This window comes from Geodermatophilus sabuli, assembly GCF_900215145.1.
GTDB classification, from domain to species: Bacteria; Actinomycetota; Actinomycetes; order Mycobacteriales; family Geodermatophilaceae; genus Geodermatophilus; species Geodermatophilus sabuli.
In genome coordinates this window covers 41,253-64,557 of record NZ_OBDO01000010.1, presented here as the reverse complement: position 1 = coordinate 64,557, position 23,305 = coordinate 41,253, and the positions used below count along the sequence as shown (strand labels likewise).

General features: G+C 74.3%; 22 protein-coding genes. 13 read left to right on the top strand and 9 right to left on the bottom strand.

The annotated features are described in order from the left end of the window. Positions 1 to 50 precede the first annotated feature (50 nt). The 3 genes from atpD (at position 51) to CRP39_RS20325 (ending at position 2,897) form a co-directional block, all read left to right on the top strand. Positions 51 to 1,487, top strand: a complete 1,437-nt coding sequence (atpD, locus tag CRP39_RS20335) for a F0F1 ATP synthase subunit beta (RefSeq protein WP_097208218.1) — start codon at positions 51 to 53, stop codon at positions 1,485 to 1,487. A gap of 579 nt (positions 1,488 to 2,066) precedes the next feature. After that, positions 2,067 to 2,456 (top strand): F0F1 ATP synthase subunit epsilon, encoded by a 390-nt coding sequence (locus tag CRP39_RS20330; RefSeq protein ID WP_097208217.1) that lies wholly within the window; start codon positions 2,067 to 2,069, stop codon positions 2,454 to 2,456. 39 nt (positions 2,457 to 2,495) lie between these two features. Continuing rightward, the gene (locus CRP39_RS20325; protein WP_097208396.1) at positions 2,496 to 2,897 is read left to right on the top strand and encodes a DUF2550 domain-containing protein; all 402 of its coding nucleotides are present in this window, start codon (positions 2,496 to 2,498) and stop codon (positions 2,895 to 2,897) included. Between the two features lie 24 nt (positions 2,898 to 2,921). Here the strand turns inward: CRP39_RS20325 and CRP39_RS20320 are convergent, their stop codons facing one another. Then, complete coding sequence (locus CRP39_RS20320) at positions 2,922 to 3,545, bottom strand: cob(I)yrinic acid a,c-diamide adenosyltransferase (RefSeq protein WP_097208216.1); 624 nt, start codon at positions 3,543 to 3,545, stop codon at positions 2,922 to 2,924. A gap of 139 nt (positions 3,546 to 3,684) precedes the next feature. On the opposite strand from CRP39_RS20320, the gene murA reads away from it, so the two are divergent. After that, positions 3,685 to 4,965 (top strand): UDP-N-acetylglucosamine 1-carboxyvinyltransferase, encoded by a 1,281-nt coding sequence (gene murA / locus CRP39_RS20315; RefSeq protein ID WP_097208215.1) that lies wholly within the window; start codon positions 3,685 to 3,687, stop codon positions 4,963 to 4,965. A gap of 89 nt (positions 4,966 to 5,054) precedes the next feature. On the opposite strand, the gene CRP39_RS20310 is transcribed toward murA, so the two are convergent. After that, complete coding sequence (locus tag CRP39_RS20310) at positions 5,055 to 5,369, bottom strand: hypothetical protein (RefSeq protein WP_097208214.1); 315 nt, start codon at positions 5,367 to 5,369, stop codon at positions 5,055 to 5,057. Between the two features lie 94 nt (positions 5,370 to 5,463). Here CRP39_RS20310 and CRP39_RS20305 point away from each other — a divergent pair, with 94 nt between their 5' ends. Further along, on the top strand, positions 5,464 to 7,476 hold the full coding sequence (locus CRP39_RS20305; RefSeq protein WP_097208213.1) for a protein meaA: 2,013 nt from the start codon (positions 5,464 to 5,466) through the stop codon (positions 7,474 to 7,476). Between the two features lie 31 nt (positions 7,477 to 7,507). Here the strand turns inward: CRP39_RS20305 and CRP39_RS20300 are convergent, their stop codons facing one another. Further along, positions 7,508 to 8,530, bottom strand: a complete 1,023-nt coding sequence (locus CRP39_RS20300) for a Gfo/Idh/MocA family protein (protein ID WP_097208212.1) — start codon at positions 8,528 to 8,530, stop codon at positions 7,508 to 7,510. 98 nt (positions 8,531 to 8,628) lie between these two features. Between CRP39_RS20300 and CRP39_RS28145 the strand changes: the two genes are divergently transcribed. The 3 genes from CRP39_RS28145 (at position 8,629) to CRP39_RS20285 (ending at position 12,179) form a co-directional block, all read left to right on the top strand. After that, on the top strand, positions 8,629 to 9,852 hold the full coding sequence (locus CRP39_RS28145) for a diguanylate cyclase domain-containing protein (protein WP_172442539.1): 1,224 nt from the start codon (positions 8,629 to 8,631) through the stop codon (positions 9,850 to 9,852). Positions 9,853 to 9,861: 9 nt separating this feature from the next. After that, positions 9,862 to 10,635, top strand: coding sequence for an enoyl-CoA hydratase-related protein (locus CRP39_RS20290; RefSeq protein WP_097208210.1), 774 nt, complete (start codon positions 9,862 to 9,864; stop codon positions 10,633 to 10,635). A gap of 197 nt (positions 10,636 to 10,832) precedes the next feature. Continuing rightward, positions 10,833 to 12,179, top strand: coding sequence for a dicarboxylate/amino acid:cation symporter (locus CRP39_RS20285; RefSeq protein ID WP_097208209.1), 1,347 nt, complete (start codon positions 10,833 to 10,835; stop codon positions 12,177 to 12,179). A 69-nt stretch (positions 12,180 to 12,248) separates the two neighbouring features. Here CRP39_RS20285 and CRP39_RS20280 read toward each other — a convergent pair whose 3' ends face one another. Next, the gene (locus CRP39_RS20280; protein WP_216359837.1) at positions 12,249 to 13,106 is read right to left on the bottom strand and encodes a hypothetical protein; all 858 of its coding nucleotides are present in this window, start codon (positions 13,104 to 13,106) and stop codon (positions 12,249 to 12,251) included. Positions 13,107 to 13,185: 79 nt separating this feature from the next. On the opposite strand from CRP39_RS20280, the gene nucS reads away from it, so the two are divergent. The 3 genes from nucS to CRP39_RS20265 all read left to right on the top strand — a co-directional run bounded on the left by nucS (position 13,186) and on the right by CRP39_RS20265 (position 16,070). Further along, positions 13,186 to 13,857 carry an endonuclease NucS gene (gene nucS / locus CRP39_RS20275; RefSeq protein WP_097208208.1) on the top strand — a complete coding sequence of 224 codons (672 nt, stop codon included), beginning with the start codon at positions 13,186 to 13,188 and terminating at the stop codon, positions 13,855 to 13,857. A 119-nt stretch (positions 13,858 to 13,976) separates the two neighbouring features. Then, positions 13,977 to 15,758: a 3-hydroxyacyl-CoA dehydrogenase family protein gene (locus tag CRP39_RS20270; protein ID WP_097208207.1), complete on the top strand. Its 1,782-nt coding sequence runs from the start codon at positions 13,977 to 13,979 to the stop codon at positions 15,756 to 15,758. Between the two features lie 6 nt (positions 15,759 to 15,764). Further along, positions 15,765 to 16,070, top strand: a complete 306-nt coding sequence (locus CRP39_RS20265; protein ID WP_097208206.1) for a hypothetical protein — start codon at positions 15,765 to 15,767, stop codon at positions 16,068 to 16,070. 9 nt (positions 16,071 to 16,079) lie between these two features. Here CRP39_RS20265 and CRP39_RS20260 read toward each other — a convergent pair whose 3' ends face one another. The 5 genes from CRP39_RS20260 to mce form a co-directional block, all read right to left on the bottom strand. Beyond that, entirely contained in the window at positions 16,080 to 16,670 is a 591-nt protein-coding gene (locus CRP39_RS20260) for a class F sortase (RefSeq protein ID WP_097208205.1), read from the bottom strand. Next, positions 16,667 to 17,491 (bottom strand): DUF4397 domain-containing protein, encoded by an 825-nt coding sequence (locus CRP39_RS20255; RefSeq protein ID WP_245853992.1) that lies wholly within the window; start codon positions 17,489 to 17,491, stop codon positions 16,667 to 16,669. The genes CRP39_RS20260 and CRP39_RS20255 overlap by 4 nt, the downstream gene beginning before the upstream one ends. 32 nt (positions 17,492 to 17,523) lie before the next feature. Beyond that, entirely contained in the window at positions 17,524 to 18,864 is a 1,341-nt protein-coding gene (locus tag CRP39_RS20250) for a hypothetical protein (protein WP_097208203.1), read from the bottom strand. Between the two features lie 143 nt (positions 18,865 to 19,007). Then, entirely contained in the window at positions 19,008 to 20,339 is a 1,332-nt protein-coding gene (gene ccrA / locus CRP39_RS20245) for a crotonyl-CoA carboxylase/reductase (protein WP_097208202.1), read from the bottom strand. Positions 20,340 to 20,455: 116 nt separating this feature from the next. Next, on the bottom strand, positions 20,456 to 20,911 hold the full coding sequence (mce, locus tag CRP39_RS20240; RefSeq protein WP_097208201.1) for a methylmalonyl-CoA epimerase: 456 nt from the start codon (positions 20,909 to 20,911) through the stop codon (positions 20,456 to 20,458). 184 nt (positions 20,912 to 21,095) lie between these two features. Between mce and CRP39_RS20235 the strand changes: the two genes are divergently transcribed. Further along, on the top strand, positions 21,096 to 22,286 hold the full coding sequence (locus CRP39_RS20235; RefSeq protein WP_097208200.1) for an acetyl-CoA C-acetyltransferase: 1,191 nt from the start codon (positions 21,096 to 21,098) through the stop codon (positions 22,284 to 22,286). Continuing rightward, a complete protein-coding gene (meaB, locus tag CRP39_RS20230; RefSeq protein WP_097208199.1) occupies positions 22,283 to 23,290 on the top strand; it encodes a methylmalonyl Co-A mutase-associated GTPase MeaB in 1,008 nt (335 codons plus the stop codon). The genes CRP39_RS20235 and meaB overlap by 4 nt, the downstream gene beginning before the upstream one ends. The last annotated feature ends 15 nt before the right edge of the window (positions 23,291 to 23,305 follow it).

The window sequence follows — 23,305 nt, the reverse complement described above, 5'->3', positions numbered from 1 at the left end:
ACACTGAAGACGCGGAAGCAAGCGAGCCCGAGGGCAGGAGAGCAGTACAGATGACCGTCACCGAGGACCGTCCGACCACCCAGACGACCGGCCGTGTCGTCCGGGTCACCGGGCCGGTCGTCGACGTCGAGTTCCCGCGCGACGCGATGCCCGACCTGTTCAACGCCCTGAAGGTGGAGGTCACCCTCGCCGACCTGGGCAAGACGCTGACCCTCGAGGTCGCCCAGCACCTGGGTGACAACGTGGTCCGCACCATCTCGATGCAGCCGACCGACGGCCTGATCCGTGGGGCCGAGGTCCAGGACACCGGTGCGGCCATCTCGGTGCCCGTCGGCGACGTGACCACCGGCCACGTCTGGAACGCCCTGGGCGAGTGCCTGGACGAGCCGGGCTACGGCGCCGGCGCCGAGCGCTGGGGCATCCACCGGCACGCGCCGCGGTTCGACCAGCTCGAGGGCCGCACCGAGATGCTGGAGACCGGCATCAAGGTCATCGACCTGCTCACGCCCTACGTGGCCGGCGGGAAGATCGGCCTGTTCGGCGGTGCCGGTGTGGGCAAGACGGTGCTCATCCAGGAGATGATCCGCCGCGTCGCCCAGGAGTTCGGTGGTGTGTCGGTGTTCGCCGGGGTCGGCGAGCGCACCCGCGAGGGCAACGACCTGATCACGGAGATGACCGAGTCCGGCGTCATCAACTCGACCGCGCTGGTGTTCGGCCAGATGGACGAGCCGCCGGGCACGCGACTGCGGGTGGCGCTCTCGGCCCTGACGATGGCGGAGTACTTCCGCGACGAGAAGGGGCAGGACGTCCTGCTCTTCATCGACAACATCTTCCGGTTCACCCAGGCCGGCTCCGAGGTCTCCACGCTCCTCGGCCGCATGCCGTCCGCGGTGGGCTACCAGCCGACGCTGGCCGACGAGATGGGCGAGCTGCAGGAGCGGATCACCTCGACCCGCGGCCACTCGATCACCTCGATGCAGGCCATCTACGTGCCCGCCGACGACATCACCGACCCGGCGCCGCACACGACCTTCGCCCACCTCGACGCGACGACCGTGCTCTCGCGGCCGATCTCGGAGAAGGGCATCTACCCGGCCGTGGACCCGCTGGACTCCACCAGCCGGATCCTCGACCCGCAGTACGTGGGTCAGGAGCACTACTCGATCGCCCGCGAGGTGCAGCGGATCCTGCAGCGCTACCAGGAACTGCAGGACATCATCGCCATCCTCGGCATCGACGAGCTCGGTGAGGAGGACAAGGTCACCGTCAACCGGGCCCGGCGCATCGAGCGGTTCCTCTCGCAGAACATGTTCGTCGCCGAGGCGTTCACCGGTCAGCCGGGCTCGTTCGTCCCGCTGGCGGAGACCCTGCAGGCCTTCAAGGCGCTGACCGAGGGCGAGTACGACCACGTCCCCGAGCAGGCGTTCTTCATGTGCGGTGGCCTCGAGGACCTCGAGCGCAACGCCGACAAGCTGAAGAAGGGCTGACGAAGGACCCGTCCTCCCCACCCGGCGCAAGCGCGGGGCGGTGCGCGAGACGGGGCCGACACCGGACGGCCGGGTCCCCGCTGGGGCCCGGCCGTTCCGCGTCCCCGGACCGGGGTGGCCGCTCCGGTCCGCAGCACGTGACGGAAACCCTGGTGCGGGCGGGCTCGAGCGCGGGATGCTCCCTGCCGATCAGTGAGCGGGGAGGCCCGGACGGCCCGGGCGACGTGCGGGAGACGAGAGTGGACGGGACGACCAGCAGGCCGGACGGCGCCGACTGGAGCTGGCCCCCGTCTGCGGCGGTCCCGCACGCGGGTGCGCAGCAGTTCGTGACCGAGCGATGGGCCCCGGCGTCCACCGTCCGCCACCCCTGGGTCCGCGTCGGCCGCTGGACCCTGCTGTACCGGCGCGCCGCCTGAACGCGCCCCCCGTCCCACCCGCGGCGGTGCCCCCGCCGAGGCCGCAGCGGGGATCGCCCGATCGGGGTCCGGACCCCGGCCGTTAGAGTGGGACCGACCCGTCGCCGTGTCCAGTCGGACGTGGTGACCCCGCACCGCCCGGCGGTGGACCCCGAGGAGTGTCGTGGCGACCCTGCAGGTCGAGTTGGTGGCCGTAGAGCGGATGATCTGGTCCGGCGAGGCCAGCATGGTCATCGCCCGTACCACCGAGGGTGAGCTCGGCGTCCTCCCCGGTCATGCGCCCCTGCTGGGGGAGCTCGCGCCCGGTGGCGTGGTCCGCATCCGGACCACCGAGGGCGAGGACATGGTCGTGGCCGCGCACGGCGGCTTCCTCTCGGTCACCGACCGGGGTGTGTCGATCCTCGCCGAGACGGCCGAGATCTCCTCCGAGATCGACGTGGAGCGTGCTCGTGAGGCCCTGCGCCGCGCCGAGGACGCCGGTGACGACCCCGAGGCCCTGGCTGCCGCCCGTCGCGCCCAGTCGCGGCTGCGGGCAGCCGGTCAGGACGCCTGAGGCGCGGCTGAGCCGAACGTCGATGTGCCCGCCGGCCGGATGACCACCGCACTGCTGATCCTGGCCGGCGTGCTCGTCGTCGCGGTGGTGGTCGCCTTCCTGCTGCGGCGACGCTTCCTGCTCTCCGGTCTCGGCGCGGTCACCATGTGGCTGCGACCGGCCGGCTCGTCCCGCTGGTCGGTGGGCGTGGCCTGGTACGGCGGGGACGCCCTCCTCTGGTACCGGGCGCTGTCGTTGTCCGTGCGCCCGCAGCAGCGGCTGTGCCGCGCCGAGTTCCAGGTCGAGAGCCGCCGCACCGCCGGCCCCGAGGACGTCGCCCTGCCACCGGACGTCGTCGTCCTCGTCTGCGCCACCGCGGGGGGACGCCGGGAACTGGCGATGGATCCCTCGACCGTGACCGGCTTCCTCTCCTGGGTGGAGTCCGCGCCACCGGTGCGCTGAACGGCGGCGCCGTCGGCGGCCGGGTCAGTCGCCGGCCTGCTGCTGCGCGGCCGCCGCGGACCGTTGGGTGTGCGCCCCGCTGTGCGCCCCCGGCTCCCACAGCACGTCGCCGTCGGGGTTGGCCACCCGGGCGAGGATGAACAGCAGGTCCGACAGCCGGTTGAGGTAGCGCGCGGTCTCGGCGTTGGTGCGGTCGGCGTCCTCGGCCAGCAGCGCCCACACGCTGCGCTCCGCGCGGCGGGTGACGACCCGGGCCTGGTGCAGCAGGGCGGCGAGCGACGTCCCGCCGGGCAGGATGAAGCTGGCCAGCTTCGGCAGTGCCTCGTTGTACGCGTCGCAGGCGCCCTCGAGCCGCTCGGTGTAGGCGGCGGTGATCCGCAGCGGGGGGAACTCCGGGTCCGGGGTGATGGGCGTGCAGAGGTCGGCGCCGACGTCGAACAGGTCGTTCTGCACGCTGCGCAGCAGGTCCGCCAGCTCCGCCGGGGGTGCGCCCAGTGCCAGGGCGACACCGAGGACGCTGTTGGTCTCGTCCACGTCGGCGTAGGCGACCAGCCGGGGGTCGGTCTTCGCCACCCGGCTCATGTCGCCGAGGTGGGTCTGCCCGGCGTCGCCGGTCTTGGTGTAGATGCGCGTCAGCCGGACGGTCATGGTTGCCGAGCCTAGAAGCTAGAAGAAGGACCCTGCCGCCCCCCACCACTCGCCCGCTCGCGGTGGGACCCTGCTGCCTTCCCAGCACTCGCAAGCTCGCGGTGGGACCCTGCAGCCAGGGCCACCGTAGGGTGGCCCGGTGGAGTGCTTCGAGGTCACCGGCGGCACGGCGCTGCGGGGCCGGGTGCGGGTGACCGGCGCGAAGAACAGTGCCCTCAAGCTCATGGCCGCCGCCCTGCTGGCGTCCGGGCGGACCACCATCGAGGAGGTCCCGGACATCCTCGACGTGGCGATCATGAGCGAGGTGCTGCGACGCCTGGGTTGCGACGTCACGTACGACCGCCACGAGCACGGCGGGGGTGGCGGGCGGGTCGTCGTCGACGTGCCGGAGGAGCCGGCCACCGAGACCGACTACGACCTGGTGCGCAAGATGCGGGCCTCGATCAGTGTGCTCGGTCCGCTGGTCGCCCGGTGCGGGTCGGCCCGGGTCGCCCTGCCCGGTGGCGACGCGATCGGCTCACGCGGGCTCGACATGCACATCTCCGGCCTGGAGCGGCTGGGCGCCACGATCGAGAGCGAGCACGGGTTCCTCGTCGCGACCGCGCCGCGGCTGACCGGCACCAGCATCTGGCTGGACTTCCCCTCGGTGGGGGCGACGGAGAACCTGGTGATGGCCGCGGTGCTCGCCGAGGGCACCACGGTGATCGACAACGCCGCCCGCGAGCCGGAGATCGCCGACCTGTGCGCGATGCTCACCGCGATGGGCGCGGTCATCGACGGCGCCGGCACCTCCACCATCACCGTCGAGGGCGTCTCCACCCTCAAGCCGGTCACCTACACCACCGTGCCCGACCGGATCGTCGCCGGCACCTGGGCGATCGGTGCGGTCATGACCCGCGGGGACGTCGTCATCGAGCGGGCGGAGGCCGACCACCTCACCGTCGCGCTGGCCAAGCTCACCGACGCCGGCGCCCACGTCGAGCCGTTGGACGGCGGGCTGCGGGTCGCCATGGACGGGCGCCCGCGCTGCGTGGACGTCGTCACGCTGCCCTACCCGGGGTTCCCCACCGACCTGCAGCCGATGGCCGTCGCGCTGGCGTCGGTCTCCACCGGCACCGCCCTGATCACGGAGAACGTGTTCGAGGGCCGGTTCATGTTCGTCAACGAGCTGGTCCGGCTGGGCGCCTCCGTGCGCATCGACGGTCACCACGCCGTGATCCGCGGCCGGGAGCGGCTCTCCAGCGCGCCGGTCCTGGCCACCGACATCCGCGCCGGTGCCGGTCTGGTGCTGGCCGGGCTGGTCTCCGACGGCGTCACCGAGGTGCAGGACGTGCACCACGTCGACCGCGGCTACCCCGACTTCGTCGAGCAGTTGCGCGGGCTCGGGGTGCAGATCCAGCGGGTGCAGCGCCCGGACTGACAGAGGACCCTCGTGCCCCCGAACTTCGCTCCGCTCGGCTCGGGCCCCTGCACGAGGGCCGACCCGGTGGACAGGAATCGGGTCCTGCTTCACTCGGCGGGGAACGAGGCGGCCAGCTCCCGGGCCCGGGCGGCGTCCTCGGGGAAGACCAGCACCTCGACGCGGTGCGGCCCCGGGAAGCGGATCGTCGAGCGGATCTCGGCGTCGGAGAGCACGGCCCGCAGCGCCAGCGCGGCCTCGCGCGAGGACGTCGTCGCCACCCGGGCGAGCAGGCCGTCGTCCGACGGCGGGCGGGGGCGGTCGCCGGAGCCGAACGCCCAGCGCAGGAAGAGAGCCAGCCCCGCCAGGACGGCGAACACGATGACCGGGCCGACGAGGTACTGCAGACCGGCGACGGGTGCCATCGACGCACCTCCTCTCGGCTGCAGAGAGTGTGCCACCGGAGCGGCCCGGAGGCGGCGTTCCTACTCATTGGTAACCCCCTTACACTCCGCTGGCATGCCGTTCCCGCGCACGCCGGAGGAGCGTGACCGCCCCTGGGTCATGCGCACCTACGCCGGCCACTCCTCGCCGGCCGAGTCCAACGCCCTGTACCGGCGGAACCTCGCCAAGGGGCAGACCGGCCTGTCGGTGGCGTTCGACCTGCCGACGCAGACCGGCTACGACCCCGACGACGAGCTCGCGGTCGGCGAGGTCGGCAAGGTGGGTGTCCCGGTCACGCACATCGGGGACATGCGGGCGCTGTTCGACAGCATCCCGCTCGACGAGATGAACACCTCGATGACGATCAACGCCACGGCGATGTGGCTGCTGGCGCTCTACCAGGCAGTCGCCGAGGAGCACGGGCACGACGTCGCGGAGCTCGCCGGGACGACGCAGAACGACATCATCAAGGAGTACCTGTCGCGCGGGACGTACGTCTTCCCGCCCGGGCCGAGCATGCGGCTGACCACCGACATGGTGGCCTACACCGTCTCGGCGATGCCGCGGTGGAACCCGGTCAACATCTGCAGCTACCACCTGCAGGAGGCCGGGGCGACGCCGGTGCAGGAGATCGCCTACGCGATGAGCACCGCGATCGCCGTCCTGGACTCGGTGCGCGACTCGGGGCAGGTGCCGCCCGACCGCTTCGGCGAGGTGGTCGCGCGCATCTCCTTCTTCGTCAACGCGGGCATGCGCTTCGTCGAGGAGATGTGCAAGCTGCGCGCCTTCACCCAGCTCTGGGACGAGCTGACCCTCCAGCGGTACGGCGTCCGAGACTCCAGGCACCGCCGCTTCCGCTACGGGGTCCAGGTCAACTCCCTCGGCCTGACCGAGGCCCAGCCGGAGAACAACGTGCAGCGGATCGTGCTGGAGATGCTGGCGGTGACCCTCTCCCGCGACGCCCGGGCCCGCGCCGTCCAGCTGCCGGCGTGGAACGAGGCCCTCGGCCTGCCGCGGCCGTGGGACCAGCAGTGGTCGTTGCGGCTTCAGCAGGTGCTCGCCTACGAGACCGACCTCCTGGAGTACGAGGACCTGTTCACCGGGTCGGTCGTCGTCGAGCGGAAGGTCGCCGACCTCGTCGAGGGCGCGCGGGAGGAGATGGCCCGCGTCGCGGAGCTGGGCGGGGCGGTCGCGGCCGTCGAGTCCGGCTACATGAAGGGGCGGCTGGTCGCCTCGCTGGCCGAGCGGCGACGGCGGATCGAGAGCGGCGAGGACGTCGTGGTCGGGGTCAACCGGTTCGAGGGCACCGAGCCCAACCCGCTGCTGGCCGACCTCGACACCGCCATCCAGACCGTCGACCCGGCCGTGGAGGCCGCGGCCTGCGCGTCGGTGCAGCGGTGGCGCGCGGCCCGCGACCCCGAGCCGGTGCGCCGCGCGCTCGACGCGCTGCGCGCGGCGGCCGGTAGCGACGTCAACCTCGTGCCGGCCACCCTCGACTGCGCCCGCGCCGGCGTCACGACGGGGGAGTGGGCCGGGGTGCTGCGTGAGGTGTTCGGTGAGTACCGGGCGCCCACCGGCGTGGCCGCGGCCTCCGCGGGGACGGCGGACGCGACGCTGACCGGGGTTCGCGAGCGGGTCCGCGCGACGGGTGCGGAGCTGGGCGGCCGGTTGCGCTTCCTCGTCGGCAAGCCGGGGCTCGACGGGCACTCCAACGGCGCCGAGCAGATCGCCGTCCGCGCGCGGGACGCCGGCTTCGAGGTGGTCTACCAGGGCATCCGGCTCACCCCGGCGCAGATCGTCTCCGCGGCGGTCGAGGAGGACGTGCACGTGGTGGGCCTGTCGGTGCTCTCCGGCTCGCACCTGCAGGTCGTCCCCGCGGTGCTGGCCGGCCTTCGGGAGGCCGGCCTGGACGACGTCCCGGTCGTGGTCGGCGGGATCGTGCCCGACAGCGACGCGCGGCGGCTGCGGGAGCAGGGGGTGGCCCGCGTCTTCACGCCCAAAGACTTCGGCCTGACCGAGATCATGAGCCAGGTCGTCGACGTGGTCCGCGCCGCGAACGGCCTCGACGCCGGCGGGAGCGGAGGCTGAGAGCGCACGGAACCTGCGCCCCCGGCCTCCGCTACAGCTCGACGACGACGCCCTCGGTGGCGCTGCGGCGGGCGGCGTCCAGCACGGTGGCGGTGGCGACGGCGTCGCGCGGGTCGACCGGCACCGGGCCCCGCCCCCGGACGGCGGCGGCGAAGGCCGGGTAGAAGGTGTCCCAGCGCCCGCGCTCGGTGGGCACGGTCTCGCCGACGTCCCCCCGGCGCAGTCGACCCCAGCGCTCCGGAGGCTCGGCACCCCAGTCGTCGCGGCTCGCCGGCGTCTGCCCGGCCAGCAGCACGGCCTCCTGCCCGTCCATCGGGCCGTCGACGACGTAGCTGCCCTCGGTCCCGGTGACGCGGAACCGCAGACCCGGCGCGCCCTCGCTCCAGCTGCCCGCCAGGTGGGAGCGCGCGCCGTCGGCGTGGGTGAGGGCGACGAAGACGTCGTCGTCCAGGCCGCCGGCGCGCAGCCGCCACTCGGCGTAGACGCTCGTCACCGGCCCGAGCAGCACCAGGGCCTGGTCGACGAGGTGGCTGCCGAAGTCCAGCAGCGTGCCACCGCCCGAGGCGGGCGGCCCCGGTTCCGGGGTGAACCGCTCGAAGCGCGACTCGAAGCGGGTGACGGTGCCCAGCCGGCCGGTGTCGACCAGGGCGCGGACGGTGCGGAAGTCGGAGTCCCAGCGGCGGTTCTGGTACGGCGCCAGGGGCAGGCCCCGCTCCTCGGCCAGGTGCACCGACCGGCCGGCGGACGCCGCGTCGAGCGCGAATGGCTTGTCGCATACCACGGCCAGCCCCAGCCGCAGGGCCTGCTCGGTCAGCGGGGTGTGGGTGTCGGCCGGGGTGGAGATGGCGACCGCCTCGGCACCGGCCGCCGCGAGGTCTTCGAGCGAGGCGAACGCGCGCACGCCCGGGTGCTCGGCGGCCACTTGCGCGCGCCGCTCGGGCGAGGTGGTGACCACCCCCAGCAGGTCGCACTCGGGGGCCGCGGCCAGCAGCGGTGCGTGGAAGTACCGGCCGCCGAAGCCGTACCCGACCAGTCCGAAACGCACGGGGTCCATGCCGGGATCATGCCCCGGACCCGTCCCCACCCGACTTCCGAGACCAGCGGTACCGCGGTGACCACGATTCGTGACCGACACCCGCTACCGTGCCGCGCGTGCTGAGCCCTCGTCTCGCCGTCGCCGACCCCGCGCGGCTGTCCGCCCTCGCCAGCTACCGGCTGGGCGGCCACGCCGGCGACGCCGATCTCGACGCGGTCGTCGCCTACCTGGCCCGTGCGCTCGACGCGCCCATCGCGGTGATCAACCTCGTGGGACCGGACCTGCAGTGCTTCCCCGCGGAGATCGGCGTCGGCGCCCCGTTCTCGAACGTCCCGGACGAGCTGTCGTTCTGCGCGTACGTGGTCGCCACGCGCGAGCCGCTGGAGGTGCCGGACGCGCTCGCGCACCCCGTGTTCGCCGACAACCCGGCGGTGGCGGCCGGTGCCATCCGCTCCTACCTCGGCGTCCCCCTGATCGACGCGGACGGCTTCGTGCTCGGCTCGCTCGGCGTCTTCGACGACGACGTCCGTTCCTTCCCCGTGGACGGCCTCGACGTCCTGCAGATCCAGGTCCGGCTCGTGCGCAGCGTGCTGTCCCTGCGTCGCCAGGTGGCGGCGCACCGGTGGGACACCCGGCTGCTCGCCACGCAGGGACGGGTGCTCGAGGCCGTCGCCACGGGCGCGCCGCTCGCGGAGGTCCTCGACCTGCTCGCGACCGCGGTGCGCGAGCTGTCCCCGGACGCCGACGCCGACCAGCAGCGGCTCCTGACCGACACCGTGGACCGGCTGACGACGGTCGCCACCGACGCCGACGGGTGGCGCCGGACGATGACCCGGGTCGCGCGGCAGGACGCGCTGACCGGGCTGGCCAACCGCGGCCACCTCCTCGAGGCGGGGCGGATGGCGCTCGCCGGTGGCGGCGCCGTGCTGTTCGTCGACGTCGACCGCTTCAAGGAGGTCAACGACCGCGGCGGCCACGCTGTGGGGGACCAGTTGCTCGTCCGGCTCGCCGAGCGGCTGCGGGTCCACCTCGACGACGTACCGGGGGTGGTGGTGGGCCGGCTCGGCGGCGATGAGTTCGCCGCGGTCCTGCCCGGCCTGGACCGGCAGACGGCCGAGGCGATCGGCCGGCGCCTGGTCACCGCGCTGGTGGACGAGGTGCAGGTGGGACGCCGCACCGTGCGGGTCTCGGCCAGCATCGGGCTGGCGATGGCCGCGCCCGGGACGCCGTTCGAGGACGTGCTGCAGGACGCCGACCGGGCGATGTACGCGGCCAAGGACGCCGGCCGCGGGCGCCTGCGCGGGGCGGCACCGGCGGCACCGTCGGCACCGGCCCGCTAGCGTCGGGGCATGACTGCTGAGGGTGCGCCCCGGGTCGCCCGTGACGGCGACGTCGTCACCATCACGATGTGCCGGCCGGCCAAGCGCAACGCGCTCTCCCGGGAACACCTCGGCCAGCTGCTGGCCGCGGTCACCGAGGCGGGGGAGAGCGATGCGGCCGGCATCGTGCTGGCCGCCGAGGGGCCGGTGTTCAGCGCCGGCCACGACTTCGCCGACGTCGCCGGCCGGCCGGTGACCGAGGTGCGCAGCCTGCTGCAGCTGTGCACCGAGCTCATGCAGACCATCCAGGGCGTGCCGCAGGTCGTCCTCGCGCGGGTGCACGCCCTCGCCACCGCGGCCGGCTGCCAGCTGGTCGCCTCCTGCGATCTGGCCGTCGCCGCCGAGTCGGCCGGCTTCGCCGCCCCCGGGGGGAAGGGTGGCTGGTTCTGCCACACGCCGATGGTGGCGATCGCCCGCAACGTGGGCCGCAAGCGAGCCATGGAGCTGGCCCTCACCGGCGACGTCATCGACGCCCGGACGGCGCTGGACTGGGGTCTGGTCAACCGGGTGGTGCCCGACGACGAGCTCGACGTCGCCGTCGCCGACCTGATGAGCCGGGCCACCCGTGGGTCGCGGGCGAGCAAGGCGTGGGGCAAGCAGACGATGTACGCCCAGCTGGACCGGCCGGAGCGGGACGCCTACGCCACCGCCGTGGAGGTCATGGCCTCGGCCAGCCAGCTGCCCGGCGCCGTCGAGGGCATGACCTCCTTCCTGGAGAAGCGCCGGCCGGTCTGGCCGGACTGAGCAGTTCCGGGGGCGGGCGTGAGTCCGCCCACACCGGGATGGGACGACGTCGTCGCGGCATTGACCCTGGCGTGCATAACCTGTGGGGCCTGACGCGCCGCCGCACCGTCGACTTCGGGCGCGTGACCGCCGACCGCTGAGCGCTGCCCGCGCCCGGTCCGCCCCCTCCCGCCCCGATCTCCGGAAGGCACCTCATCGTGCTCGCTCGTCTCCGCCGCGTCCCGTTCGCGGCGCAGGTGCTCCTCGCCCTCGTGCTGGGCGTCGTCCTCGGGCTGGTCGCCCGCGAGATGGGTCCCGTCGCCGACGGCACCCCCAACTGGCTGACCAGCACCCTCCAGACCATCGGCGGCACCTTCGTGACGCTGCTGAAGGCACTCGTCCCGCCGCTGGTCGTCACCGCGGTGATCGTCAGCATCGCCAACCTCAAGCAGGTCTCCAACGCCGCCCGCCTGGCCGGCCAGACCCTGCTGTGGTTCGCGATCACGGCGCTGATCGCCGTCGCGATCGGGATCGGCCTCGGCCTGCTCACCGAGCCCGGCCGCAACAGTTCCGTCGACGCCGCCGCCCAGGAGGTGCCCGAGAGCACCGGCTCCTGGTTCGACTTCCTCACCGGCCTCGTGCCCGGCAACATCCTCGGCCTGGAGGGCTCGGCGGACGGCAGCCTGTCGTTCAACGTCCTGCAGCTGATCGTCATCGCCGTGGCCGTCGGCGTCGCCGCGCTCAAGGTCGGCGAGCCGGCCGAGCCCTTTCTCGGCTTCGTCCGTTCCGCGCTGGCGATCGTCCAGAAGGTGCTGTGGTGGGTCATCCTGCTGGCCCCGCTGGGCACCGTCGGCCTGATCGGCAACGCCGTCGCCAGCTACGGCTGGGAGTCCCTCGGCTCGCTCGGGGTGTTCGCCGGTGCCGTCTACGCCGGCCTCGCGCTGGTGCTGTTCGTCGTCTACCCGGTGCTGCTGCGGCTGCACGGGCTCTCGCCGCTGCGCTACTTCGCCGGCGCCTGGCCGGCCATCCAGCTGGCGTTCGTGTCGCGGTCCTCGATCGGCACCCTGCCGGTGACCGAGCGGGTGACCGAGCAGAACCTGGGTGTCCCGCGGTCCTACGCCTCCTTCGCCGTCCCGCTGGGCGCGACGACGAAGATGGACGGCTGCGCGGCGATCTACCCGGCGCTGGCGGCGATCTTCGTGGCCCAGTTCTTCGGGGTGGACCTGTCGATCACCGACTACCTGCTGATCGCGCTGGTCTCGGTCATCGGCTCGGCGGCCACCGCCGGGGTCACCGGCGCGGTCGTCATGCTGACGCTGACCCTCTCCACGCTGGGCCTACCGCTGGCCGGCGTCGGCCTGCTGCTGGCGATCGACCCGATCCTCGACATGGGCCGCACCGCGGTGAACGTGGCCGGGCAGGCGCTCGTGCCGACCGTCGTCGCCAAGCGCGAGGGCATCCTCGACGTCGAGCGCTACCGGTCGACGTCGACGATCGACCCGCTGGCCCGCGTCGACGAGCGCGGCGGGGTGGACGCCGACCTGCGGGAGCCCGCCACGGTGTGATCCCGTCGGTTTCCGCGGAAACCGACACGACCGGCCCGGTCCTCCCCGCGGAGGGCCGGGCCGGCGGCGTCACTGCCCCCGGAGGTCGCCGCAGCCGCTCTCGTGCGGCAGCAGCGGGCGCAGGGTGAGGGCCCAGCGGCTGCCGTCGGCGGCCAGCCACGGGGTGAGGGCGTTCGCCCGGCCGGCGGCGTCGAGGACGGCGTCGGCGTCCGCGCCGCGGGCCACCACGCAGGAGAGCCCGAGGCGCTCCTCCAGCGGCTCCCCCGGCAGTGCCGGCCCGGGCCAGGGGGAGTCCGGCTGGACGAGCTCGGGCTCCGGGGCCGCCGCGTACTCCGCGACCACCGCGGCGACCGCCGACGGCCGGTAGGACACCGGCCCGGCGGCGCGGAGCGAGGCGTCCGGTGAGCCGAGGACGTCGATCAGGCCCATCAGCTCCCCGCGGACGGCGCGCTGCTCCGGAGTCAGGCCGCCGTCGTCGGGCAGCTCGAGCAGGGACTGCACCTCACGCACCGACGTCCCCTCCTCGGTGACCAGCGTGAAGCGGGTGGCCGGCGCGTCCGCGAGCGGGGGGCTGCCCAGGTCGCCGGTGTCGGTCACCCCGGCGGCGACGGCACGGTCGACCACGGTCCGCACGCCGTCTGCGTCGAGCTGCCACACCTGCAGGTTCGGCAGAGCCGGCCCCGGGTAGATCGCCGGCACCGGGCCCTGGGCGATGACCCGCCCGTCGGCGTAGACGCCGACCAGCGGCAGCCGTGACGCCAGCATCTCCGGCGTCACGAACCCGCCGACGTGCTCGATCAGCAGCACCGGCCGGCCCGGGTCGCCGGGGGCCGGGGCCCGGGGGGCGCCGGCGTCGCCCCCGCGCTGGGCGCACGCGCACAGCAGGAGGAGCAGGGCCAGGGCGGCGGGGCGCAGGGCGCTGGTCACGCCCGCCAGGATGCCGTCCGGAGGCCCGCCCGCCCCGGTCCGGCGGCCGGTCGTTGCCGGACCGGTACCGTCGGACCCCGTGCGCCTGGTCATCGCCCGCTGCTCCGTGGACTACATCGGGCGGCTCACCGCCCACCTGCCGATGGCGCCCCGCCTCTTGCTGGTGAAGTCCGACGGCTCGGTGTCGGTCCACGCCGACGACCGCGCCTACAAGCCGCTGAACTGGATGAGCCCGCCCTGCTCCCTCAAGGACGAGCTGGTCGACGGGCAGGGCACCTGGACGGTCACCAACAAGGCCGGCGAGCAGCTGGTCATCACCATCGAGTCCGTCGAGCACGACTCCTCGCACGAGCTCGGCATCGACCCGGGCCTGCAGAAGGACGGCGTGGAGGCGGAGCTGCAGCGGCTGCTCGCCCTGCACGTGGAGACCTTCGGGGCCGGGTGGTCGCTGGTGCGTCGCGAGTACCCCACCGCGATCGGCCCGGTGGACCTGCTGTGCCGGGACGCCGACGGCGCCACCGTCGCGGTCGAGGTGAAGCGGCGCGGCGAGATCGACGGCGTCGAGCAGCTCACCCGCTACCTGGAGCTGCTCAACCGCGACCCGCTGCTCGCGCCGGTCCGCGGGGTGTTCGCCGCGCAGGAGATCAAGCCGCAGGCGCGGGTGCTCGCCGGTGACCGCGGCATCGACTGCCTCACCGTCGACTACGCCGTCCTCAAGGGCACCGACGACCCCTCCGAGCGACTGTTCTGAACGCAGGGCCCCGTCCCCACCGCGACCGGGCTCGCGGGGCTGCCGTGGACGGGGCCGTGTCCCCGAGGGTCCGGGTGGGAGACTGCCTGCGATCACCGGACGGCAGAGGGGATGGCAGCGTGGCCAGAGAACTGACCGAGGTCGGCGTCGTGGGGCTGGGCACCATGGGTGCCGGCATCGCCGAGGTGCTCGCCCGGGCGGGACTGTCGGTGACCGCCGTGGACGTCGACGACGTGGCGGTGGCCCGCGGCCGTGAGCACCTGGCGCACTCCACCGGGCGTGCCGTGCAGCGCGGGAAGCTCGACCCCGCCGACCGCGACGCCATCCTGGAGCGGATCCGGTTCAGCACCTCGCTGGAGGACCTCGCGCACACGGAGCTGGTGGTCGAGGCCGTGCCGGAGCGCTTGGAGCTCAAGTGCGACATCTTCGGCAGGCTGGACAAGATCTGCCCGCCGGACACCATCCTGGCGACCAACACCTCCAGCCTGTCGGTCACCGAGATCTCGGTGGCCACCGGGCGGCCGAGCAAGGTCATCGGCATGCACTTCTTCAACCCGGCCCCGGTCATGAAGCTGGTCGAGGTGGTGCGGACCGTCGTCACCGAGCCGTCGGTGGTGGAGGACGTCGAGGCGCTGGCCGCGCGGCTGGGCAAGGTCGACGTGACGATCGGCGACAAGGCCGGGTTCATCGCCAACGCGCTGCTGTTCGGCTACCTCAACCACGCGGTCTCGATGTACGAGAACCACTACGCCAGCCGCGAGGACATCGACGCGGCCATGCGCCTGGGGTGCGGCCTGCCGATGGGCCCGCTGGCCCTGATGGACCTCATCGGCATCGACACCGCCTACGAGATCCTCGACACGATGTACAAGCAGTCGCGCAACCGGCTGCACGCGCCCACCCCGATCATCAAGCAGATGATGACCGCGGGCCTGCTCGGCCGGAAGTCCGGCCGCGGCTTCTACACCTACGCCGACCGCGACTCCGCCGAGGTCGTCCCCGACGCCCTCACCCCGGCCGGCGACGCCGCCGCCGAGGGCGCCCGGCCGGTGCGCCGGATCGGCGTCGTCGGCTCGGGCACCATGGCGACCGGGATCATCGAGGTCGCGGCCAAGAGCGGCTACGAGGTCGCCTTCGTCGCCCGCACCCTCGACAAGGTCGAGGCGGTGCAGAGCGCGCTGACCCGGTCGCTGGACAAGCAGGTCGTCCGCGGCCGGCTGGACGAGGCCGCCCGCGACGAGGCCCTCGGCCGGGTCACCGGCAGCGCCTCGCTGGACGACCTCGCCGACGTCGACCTGGTCATCGAGGCCGTGGTGGAGCACCTCGGCGTCAAGCACGCGCTGTTCGCCAACCTCGGTGAGATCTGCAAGCCCGGCGCCGTGCTGGCCACCACGACCTCCAGCCTCCCGGTCATCGACTGCGCCCAGGCCAGCGGCCGCCCGGCCGACGTCGTCGGGCTGCACTTCTTCAACCCTGCCCCGGTCATGAAGCTGGTCGAGGTGGTCTCCACCATCGCCACCGCACCGGACGTCGCGGCCACGGCGCACGCGGTGTCGCGGCAGCTGGGCAAGCACCCGGTGGCGTGCACCGACCGCGCGGGGTTCATCGTGAACGCGCTGCTGTTCCCGTATCTCAACGACGCGGTGCGGATGCTGGAGGCGCACTACGCGACCGCCGACGACATCGACGCCGCGATGAAGGTGGGCTGCGGCTACCCCATGGGCCCGTTCGAGCTGCTCGACGTCGTGGGCCTGGACGTCGCCCTGGCCATCGAGCGGGAGCTCTACGTCGAGTTCCGCGAGCCCGGCTTCGCCCCCGCCCCGCTGCTGGAGCACCTGGTCACCGCCGGCTACGTCGGCCGCAAGACCGGCCGCGGGTTCCGGGACCACGCGCGCCGCTGAGCTCCCGTGCCCCGCCGCACCGGACGGAGCAGGTCGCGACCGGCAGGCCGCGACCTGCTCCGCCGTCCCGACCCCGTCGAGGAGGCCTCCGACGGCGACTGGGTGGTACGGGCGGTCACCGGGTCGGCGACCGGCAAGACCTACCGGTGCCCCGGCTGCGACCAGGAGATCCGCCCGGGGGTGCCGCACGTGGTGACGTGGCCGGCCTACGCCCGCGACTCCGACCTCGAGCCGTGGGACACCGGGTCGGCGGCCGACCGCCGCCGGCACTGGCACACCGCCTGCTGGCGGGCGCGCGAGCGGCGCCGCTAGCCGGCTCGGTCACGGCAGGGCGAGGACGGCCGTCACCACCACGTTGTCGGCGTAGCTGCGCGCCGAGCGGTCGAACTCCCCGCCGCAGGTGACCAGGCGCAGCTCCGCGCGTGGGGTGGGGCCGTAGACCGCCGCCGTCGGGAACTGCTCCTTGGGGTACGTCGCCACCGCGGTCACCACGAAGCGGACCGTCGTCCCGTCGCCGCGGTCGACCAGCACCTCGTCCCCGGCGGCGAGCTCCCGCAGTCGCCAGAAGACGGCCGGGCCGGCCCGGGAGTCCAGGTGTCCGGCGACCACCGCCGGGCCGACGTCGCCGGGTGCCGGACTGCCGGTGAACCACCCGGCCCGGTCGTACTCGGCCGGCGGGACCAGCGCCCCCGTGGCGTCCACCCCGAGGCGGGCCAGCGGGCTGTCCACGCCGATGGCCGGGACGCGCACCCGCAGCGGCGCGGCCGCGGCGGCGACCGCGCCGCTCTCGGCGAGGACCGGGACCGGCCGCGTCGGGGGGACGGTCGGGGCGGGGGCCACCAGCGCGACGGCCCCGGCGACCAGCGCGGTGGCCGCCAGCAGCCGCCGGACCGCGGCGAGGCCTCCGCTCACCGGGTCCGTGCCCGCAGCCGCAGCCGCAGCACCGCCAGCACCGCGGGAACCAGCACCGCCGCGGCCAGGACGGCGGGGAGCGCGGAGCCGCCCGCCGTCCCCCCGGCGCCGGTCTCGACCCCACCGGTGGGGACGACGGCGGCGCCGGCCGCGTCGAGCACGGTGCGGACGGTCAGGCCGCCGTCGGGCCCGTCCAGCACGAGCAGGTTGTAGACGGAGCCGGCGGCCAGCTCGACCGGCACCTCGGCCGGGGACTCCCCGGCCCGCAGCTGCAGCGTGGTGGCACCGGCGGGCACCGCGACGTACGGACCGACCTCGCCGGACCCCAGGTCCGTGGCCGCCGCGACCGCGCCCGCGGACACGTCCAGGGACGGCGTACGGGCGGCGGCGACGACGCGGACGCGGGCCGACCCGGTCGGGGGAGGGGTGAGGTCGTCGTCGAGGACCACCAGCCGGAGGCCGGCGAACGAACCCACCGCCGCCACGGTGCGCGCGGCGCCGGCCGGGGCGTCGACGGTCACCGACAACACCGGTGGACTGCCCGGGGCGGCGCCCACGGCGCGGACGCTGACCGCGTAGCCGCCCGGGGGCACCTCCTGGTACTCGGAGAGCGCGCCGTACCCCACCCCGGGCCGGGTGCTGAGCGGGTCCCCGCCACCGAGCGGGGTGACGGCGAGGTCGACGGCCGGGGTGTCCGGCGACAGGTGGGCGACGCGCAGCAGAGCCGTCTCCGCCGCCGACGCCGGGACACCGACCAGTACGGCGGCCGCCACGAGCAGCGCCACGGCGAGGGCGCGGGGAGCGGCGGGCCGGCCCCGCACCCCGCGCGCCGGGCCGTGGCGCAGCGGGCCGCTCAGCGGCGGCCGGGGACCACCGGACGGCTGCCGGTGTCGCTGTCGGGCTGGTCGGGCTTCACCGCGGGCTGGACCAGGGTCGGCGGGCCGGCGGCCGGCGGGGCGCCGGTGGCGGTGTCCCCGGCGGAGACGGGGGTCAGCTGCTGGGTCTGCTGCGCGGACAGCGCCGGGGCGTCGCCGGGGGACTCCTCCGACGGCTGGGCCGGAGCTCGGTTCGCCGCCTCCTGGGGCGCCGCGCCCTGCGGGGCGGGGCCCTGCGTGGCCGGCTGCACCGGGGGACGGGTGGGCTGGCGGGCCGCAGCGGCCTCGCCGGTGCCCGTGCGTGGCGCCTCGGCCGGGCGGGTCACCGCAGGCTGCGGCGCCGTGGCGGACCGGACCGCGGGCTGCTGGGCGGTCACCGGGCCCACGGGCTCCTGCGCCGCCGGCTTCGGGGCGGGGGACGGCTGCGGTGCGGCGGACGGCTGCGGCTGCCGGGGCGTGGGCGAGGGGCGGTCCTGCGCCGGGACGGGCGGCTTCGGGCCCGCGGTCGGCTCCGGGCGCCGGTCACCGAGGTCGGGCAGCCGGTCCAGCACGCGGCGGGCCTCGGTCAGCCGACCGGTCAGCTCGTCGCGCACCGCACGGATGGCCGCCGCGGCCGCCTCGGCCTCGCCGACCACCCGGGCGGCGTGCTGCTCGGCCGCCGCGATCCGCTGCCGGGCGGCCTCGGCCGAGGCGTGGTCGCGCTCCTGGTCCCGCTGGGCGGCCTCGTGCCGGCGGGCCCGCTGGGCGATCTCGAAGTCCTCCTCGACCTTCGTCCGCCGGGCCTGGGACTCGGCGTCGAGCCGGGCGACCTTCTCCTGCGCCTTGCTGACCAGCTCGTCGGCGCGGATCTGCGCCTTGCTGGCGATCTGCTCGGCGTTCTGCCGGGCCTCGGCGATCATCCGCTCGACCTCCGCGCGGCCGGCCGCGTGCCGCTCGTGCATCGCCCGTTCCTCGGCGGCGGTCTGCTCGCGCAGCGCCTGCGCCTCGGCCTGGGCCGCCTGCCGGATCTCGGCGGCCTCCTCCTCGGCGAGCCGCAACATGTGCGAGATGCGCTCGCTCATGTTCTCGAACGTGGCCGGCCCGGACGACGCGGCCTTGCGGCGCAGGGACTCGATCTCGCCGTGCATGGCCTGGAGCTGGCCGGCGAGGTCGGCGGACCGGGCCATCGCGGCGTCCCGGTCGGCGAACGCCACCCGGATGTCGGCCTCGAGCCGCTCGATCGTCTCGGCGACCTGGTGTCGGTCGAAACCCCGCAGCACCACGTCGAACGAGTGCTGGGCCTCACGCATGGGGAGCATGTCGCGGCGGGGGTCGCTCATACGTCCATCCTCGCAGAGTCGCGGAAGGGGGCGCGGCGTGTCGCCGCGATCCCCAGCAGACTGCCAGGAGAGGGCTGGGAGAGCAGCCCCTCGCGGGCTCGAGCCCCTCCCCGGGCCCCGAGGGGCTCGGAGAGGGGCCTCGTTCAGACGCCCCGGAAGCGGTTGATCGCGGAGAGGTGCCGTGCCCGCTTCTCGCTGTCGGTGACGCCGAGGCCCTCCTCGGGTGCGAGGGTGAGGACGCCGACCTTGCCCTGGTGGGCGTTGTTCTTCACGTCGCAGGCGGCCTGGCCGACCTGCTCCATCGGGTAGACCTTGGACAGGGTGGGGTGGACCAGGCCGCGGTCGATGAGCCGGTTGGCCTCCCACGCCTCCTTGTAGTTGGCGAAGTGGCTGCCGATGACCCGCTTGAGGTTCATCCACAGGTAGCGGTTGTCGTACTGGTGCAGGTAGCCGCTGGTGGAGGCGCAGGTGACGATCGTGCCGCCCTTCTTGGCGACGTAGACGCTGGCGCCGAAGGTCTCCCGGCCGGGGTGCTCGAAGACGATGTCGGGGTCGTCGCCGCCGGTCAGCTCGCGGATCCGCTTGCCCAGCCGCTGCCACTCCCGGGGGTCCTGGGTGTGCTCGTCCTTCCAGAACGTGTACTGCTCGGCGGAGCGGTCGATGACCAGCTCGGCGCCCATCTTCCGGACGATGTCGGCCTTCTCCGAGCTGGAGACGACGCAGACCGGGATCGCGCCGCCGTTGAGCGCCATCTGGGTGGCGTAGGAGCCCAGCCCGCCCGAGGCGCCCCAGATCAGCACGACGTCGCCCTGCTTCATGGCCGCGCCGTTGTGCGACACGAGCTGCCGGTAGGCGGTGGAGTTGACCAGCCCGGGCGCGGCGGCCTCCTCCCAGGTGAGGTGCGCCGGCTTGGGCATGAGCTGGTTGCTCTTGACCAGCGCCAGCTCCGCGAGGCCGCCGAAGTTGGTCTCGAAGCCCCAGATCCGCTGCTGCGGGTCGAGCATCGTGTCGTCGTGGCCGGCCGGGTCCTCCAGCTCGACCGACAGGCAGTGCGCGACGACCTCGTCGCCGGCCTTCCACTTGTGCACGCCGGGACCCACCCGCAGGACGACGCCGGCCAGGTCGGAGCCGACCACGTGGTAGGGCAGGTCGTGCCGGCGGGCGAGGTCGTGCAGCCGGCCGTAGCGCTCGAGGAAGCCGAAGGTGGAGACCGGCTCGAAGATCGACGTCCAGACGGTGTTGTAGTTCACCGACGATGCCATCACCGCCACGATCGCCTCGCCCGGGCCCAGTTCCGGGGTCGGCACCTCCTCCACGTGCAGGGACTTGCGGGGGTCCTTGTCCTTGGTGGGCAGGCCCGCGAACATGTCCTGCTCGTCCTTGCGCACCAGCACGGCGCGGTAGGACTCCGGCACCGGCAGCCCGGCGAGGGCGTCGGGCTGGTCGGCGAGGATGGCGTCCCTGATCTCGAACACGTGCGTCTCCCGGGTCTTCGTCGGCTGCGGTCGGAGGCGGCGCGGGTGGGGCAGTGCCAGCGGTGCGGTGACGCGAGACGTTACCGGCGAGTAGCCACGCCGTCAGGACACGACGGTCAGTGGCCGTCCGTCGCCGGCTCGACGAGCTCGACGAGGACGCCGCCGGCGTCCTTGGGGTGGACGAAGTTGATCCGGCTCCCGGCCGTGCCCCGCTTCGGGGTGTCGTAGAGCAGCCGCAGGCCCCGCGCCCGGAGGGTCGCGCTCGCCGCCTCGACGTCGGTCACCCGGAAGGCCAGCTGCTGCAGTCCGGGGCCGGAGCGGCCGATGAACTTCGCGATCGTCGACTCCGGGGTCAGGGGTGCCAGGAGCTGGATGCGCGTCTCCCCGTCACCGACGGCGAGCATCGCCTCGTGGACGCCCTGCTCCTCGTTCACCTCCTCGTGCACGGACGTGATGCCGAAGGCCAGCTCGTAGAAGGCGATCGCCTCGCGCAGGTCCGGGACGGCGATGCCCACGTGGTCGATGGTGGTGAGCAGGTCGGCGGGGAGGCCGGTGGGTGAGTCAGTGGTCACGGCGGCATCCTCCCGAACAGACGTCTGGGACGACAGCTCGGGGTGACGCGGGTCACGTCCGGCGTCGAGGCGGCCGCTCGGTGGCTCCGCCGTCCTATCCTCGGGGGAAGCACGAAGCCGCGCCGTCCGCGCGGCCCGCTCTGAGCACCCCGGCCGCCGTCGCGGCCCGGCACTGGAGGCCCCCATGCCCCGTTCGGTCATCGTCAGCGGCGCCCGCACCCCGATGGGTCGGCTGCTCGGCTCGCTCAAGGACTTCTCCGCCGCCGACCTCGGCGGCGTTGCGATCAAGGCCGCCCTGGAGCGCGCCGGCATCTCCGGCGACCAGGTCGACTACGTGATCATGGGCCAGGTGCTGCAGGCCGGCGCCGGCCAGAACCCGGCCCGTCCCGCGGCCGTGGCCGCCGGCATCCCCATGTCGGTGCCGTCGTTCACCCTCAACAAGGTGTGCCTGTCGGGCATCGACGCGATCGCGCTGGCCGACCAGCTGATCCGGGCCGGGGAGTTCGACGTCGTCGTCGCCGGCGGCATGGAGTCGATGACCCAGGCCCCGCACCTGCTGGCCAACTCCCGCACCGGCACCAAGTACGGCGACACGAAGCTGGTCGACTCGATGGCCCACGACGGCCTGTCGGACACCTTCGACCAGGTCGCGATGGGGGAGCTGACCGAGAAGGCCAACGACCGCTACGAGCTGACCCGCGAGGAGCAGGACGCCTTCGCCGCCGCCAGCCACCAGAAGGCCGCCGCGGCGGCCAAGAACGGCCTGTTCGACGACGAGATCACCCCCGTGCTGATCCCGCAGCGCAAGGGCGACCCGATCGAGTTCCGCGACGACGAGGGCATCCGCCCCGACACCACCGCCGACAGCCTGTCCAAGCTCAAGCCGGCCTTCGCCAAGGACGGCACGATCACCGCCGGGTCGGCCTCGCAGATCTCCGACGGCGCCTGCGCGGTCGTGGTCATGAGCGCGGCCAAGGCCGCCGAGCTGGGGCTCACGCCGATCGCGGAGATCGGCGCGCACGGCGTCGTCGCCGGCCCGGACGCCAGCCTGCAGAGCCAGCCGTCGCGGGCCATCGCCAAGGCCTGCGCCCGGGAGGGCATCGACCCGGCCGACCTGGACCTGGTCGAGCTCAACGAGGCCTTCGCCGCGGTCGGCATCGTCTCCACCCGCGAGCTGGGCATCGAGCCGGAGAAGGTCAACCCCAACGGCGGCGCGATCGCGCTGGGGCACCCGATCGGGATGAGCGGGGCGCGCATCGTGCTGCACCTGGCGCTCGAGCTCGGCCGCCGCGGCGGCGGCGTCGGTGCCGCGGCGCTGTGCGGCGGCGGTGGGCAGGGCGACGCGCTCGTCCTGCACGTACCCGCCAGGGCGTGAGCGGGTCGGGTCCCGGCCCGACCGCGGTCCCGACCGCCCGCCGGGGACGGCGGACGGTCGACCTCCCCGATCTCGTCGCCCGCGCGCGGGCCGGCGAGGCCCGCGCCGTGGCGCGGCTGATCTCTCTGGTGGAGGACGCCAGCCCGGCGGTGCGGGAGGTGGCCGCGGCGCTGGCCCCGCACACCGTGCGAGCCCGGGTGATCGGCCTGACCGGCGCGCCCGGCGTCGGCAAGTCGACGACGACGACCGCGCTGGTGCGCGCCTACCGGCAGGCCGGGCAGCGGGTCGGCGTGCTCGCCGTCGACCCGTCGTCCCCCTTCTCCGGCGGCGCGCTGCTCGGCGACCGGGTGCGCATGCAGGACCACGCCGGCGACGCCGGCGTGTACATCCGGTCCATGGCCTCCCGCGGGCACCTCGGGGGGCTGGCCTGGGCGACGCCGCAGGCGCTGCGCGTCCTCGACGCCGCCGGGTGCGACGTGGTGCTGGTCGAGACCGTCGGCGTCGGGCAGTCCGAACTGGAGATCGCCTCCCTCGCCGACACGACGCTGGTGCTGCTGGCGCCCGGCATGGGCGACGGGATCCAGGCGGCGAAGGCCGGGATCCTCGAGGTCGCCGACGTCCTCGTCGTCAACAAGGCCGACCGGGACGGCGCCGACCAGACGGTGCGCGACCTGCGCGCGATGCTCACGCTGGGCGAGCGCCGCGACGGCGCCTGGCGGCCGCCGGTCTGCCGCACGGTCGCCACCCGGGGTGGCGGCGAGGGCGTCGCGGCTCTGGTCGAGGCGATCGACGAGCACCGCCGCTGGCTGGACTCGTCGGGGGAACGCGCCCGCCGGCGGGTGGAGCGGGCGGCCCGCGAGATCGAGGCGATCGCCCTGGCCGGCCTGCGCGAGCGGATGGGCGAGGTGCGGGGCTCCGTGGCGCTCGGGGCTCTGGCCGAGGCGGTGGTCGCGGGGGAGACCGACCCCTTCCGGGCCGCCGACGTGCTCCTCGCGCAGTTGTGACCCGCTGAGGGCAGG

Coding starts and splice junctions, on each gene's coding strand:
- atpD (WP_097208218.1), top strand. CDS start 51: ATGACCGTCACCGAGGACCGTCCGACCACCCAGACGACCGGCCGTGTC.
- CRP39_RS20325 (WP_097208396.1), top strand. CDS start 2,496: ATGACCACCGCACTGCTGATCCTGGCCGGCGTGCTCGTCGTCGCGGTG.
- CRP39_RS20320 (WP_097208216.1), bottom strand. CDS start 3,545: ATGACCGTCCGGCTGACGCGCATCTACACCAAGACCGGCGACGCCGGG.
- CRP39_RS20310 (WP_097208214.1), bottom strand. CDS start 5,369: ATGGCACCCGTCGCCGGTCTGCAGTACCTCGTCGGCCCGGTCATCGTG.
- CRP39_RS20305 (WP_097208213.1), top strand. CDS start 5,464: ATGCCGTTCCCGCGCACGCCGGAGGAGCGTGACCGCCCCTGGGTCATG.
- CRP39_RS20300 (WP_097208212.1), bottom strand. CDS start 8,530: ATGGACCCCGTGCGTTTCGGACTGGTCGGGTACGGCTTCGGCGGCCGG.
- CRP39_RS20290 (WP_097208210.1), top strand. CDS start 9,862: ATGACTGCTGAGGGTGCGCCCCGGGTCGCCCGTGACGGCGACGTCGTC.
- CRP39_RS20250 (WP_097208203.1), bottom strand. CDS start 18,864: ATGAGCGACCCCCGCCGCGACATGCTCCCCATGCGTGAGGCCCAGCAC.
- CRP39_RS20235 (WP_097208200.1), top strand. CDS start 21,096: ATGCCCCGTTCGGTCATCGTCAGCGGCGCCCGCACCCCGATGGGTCGG.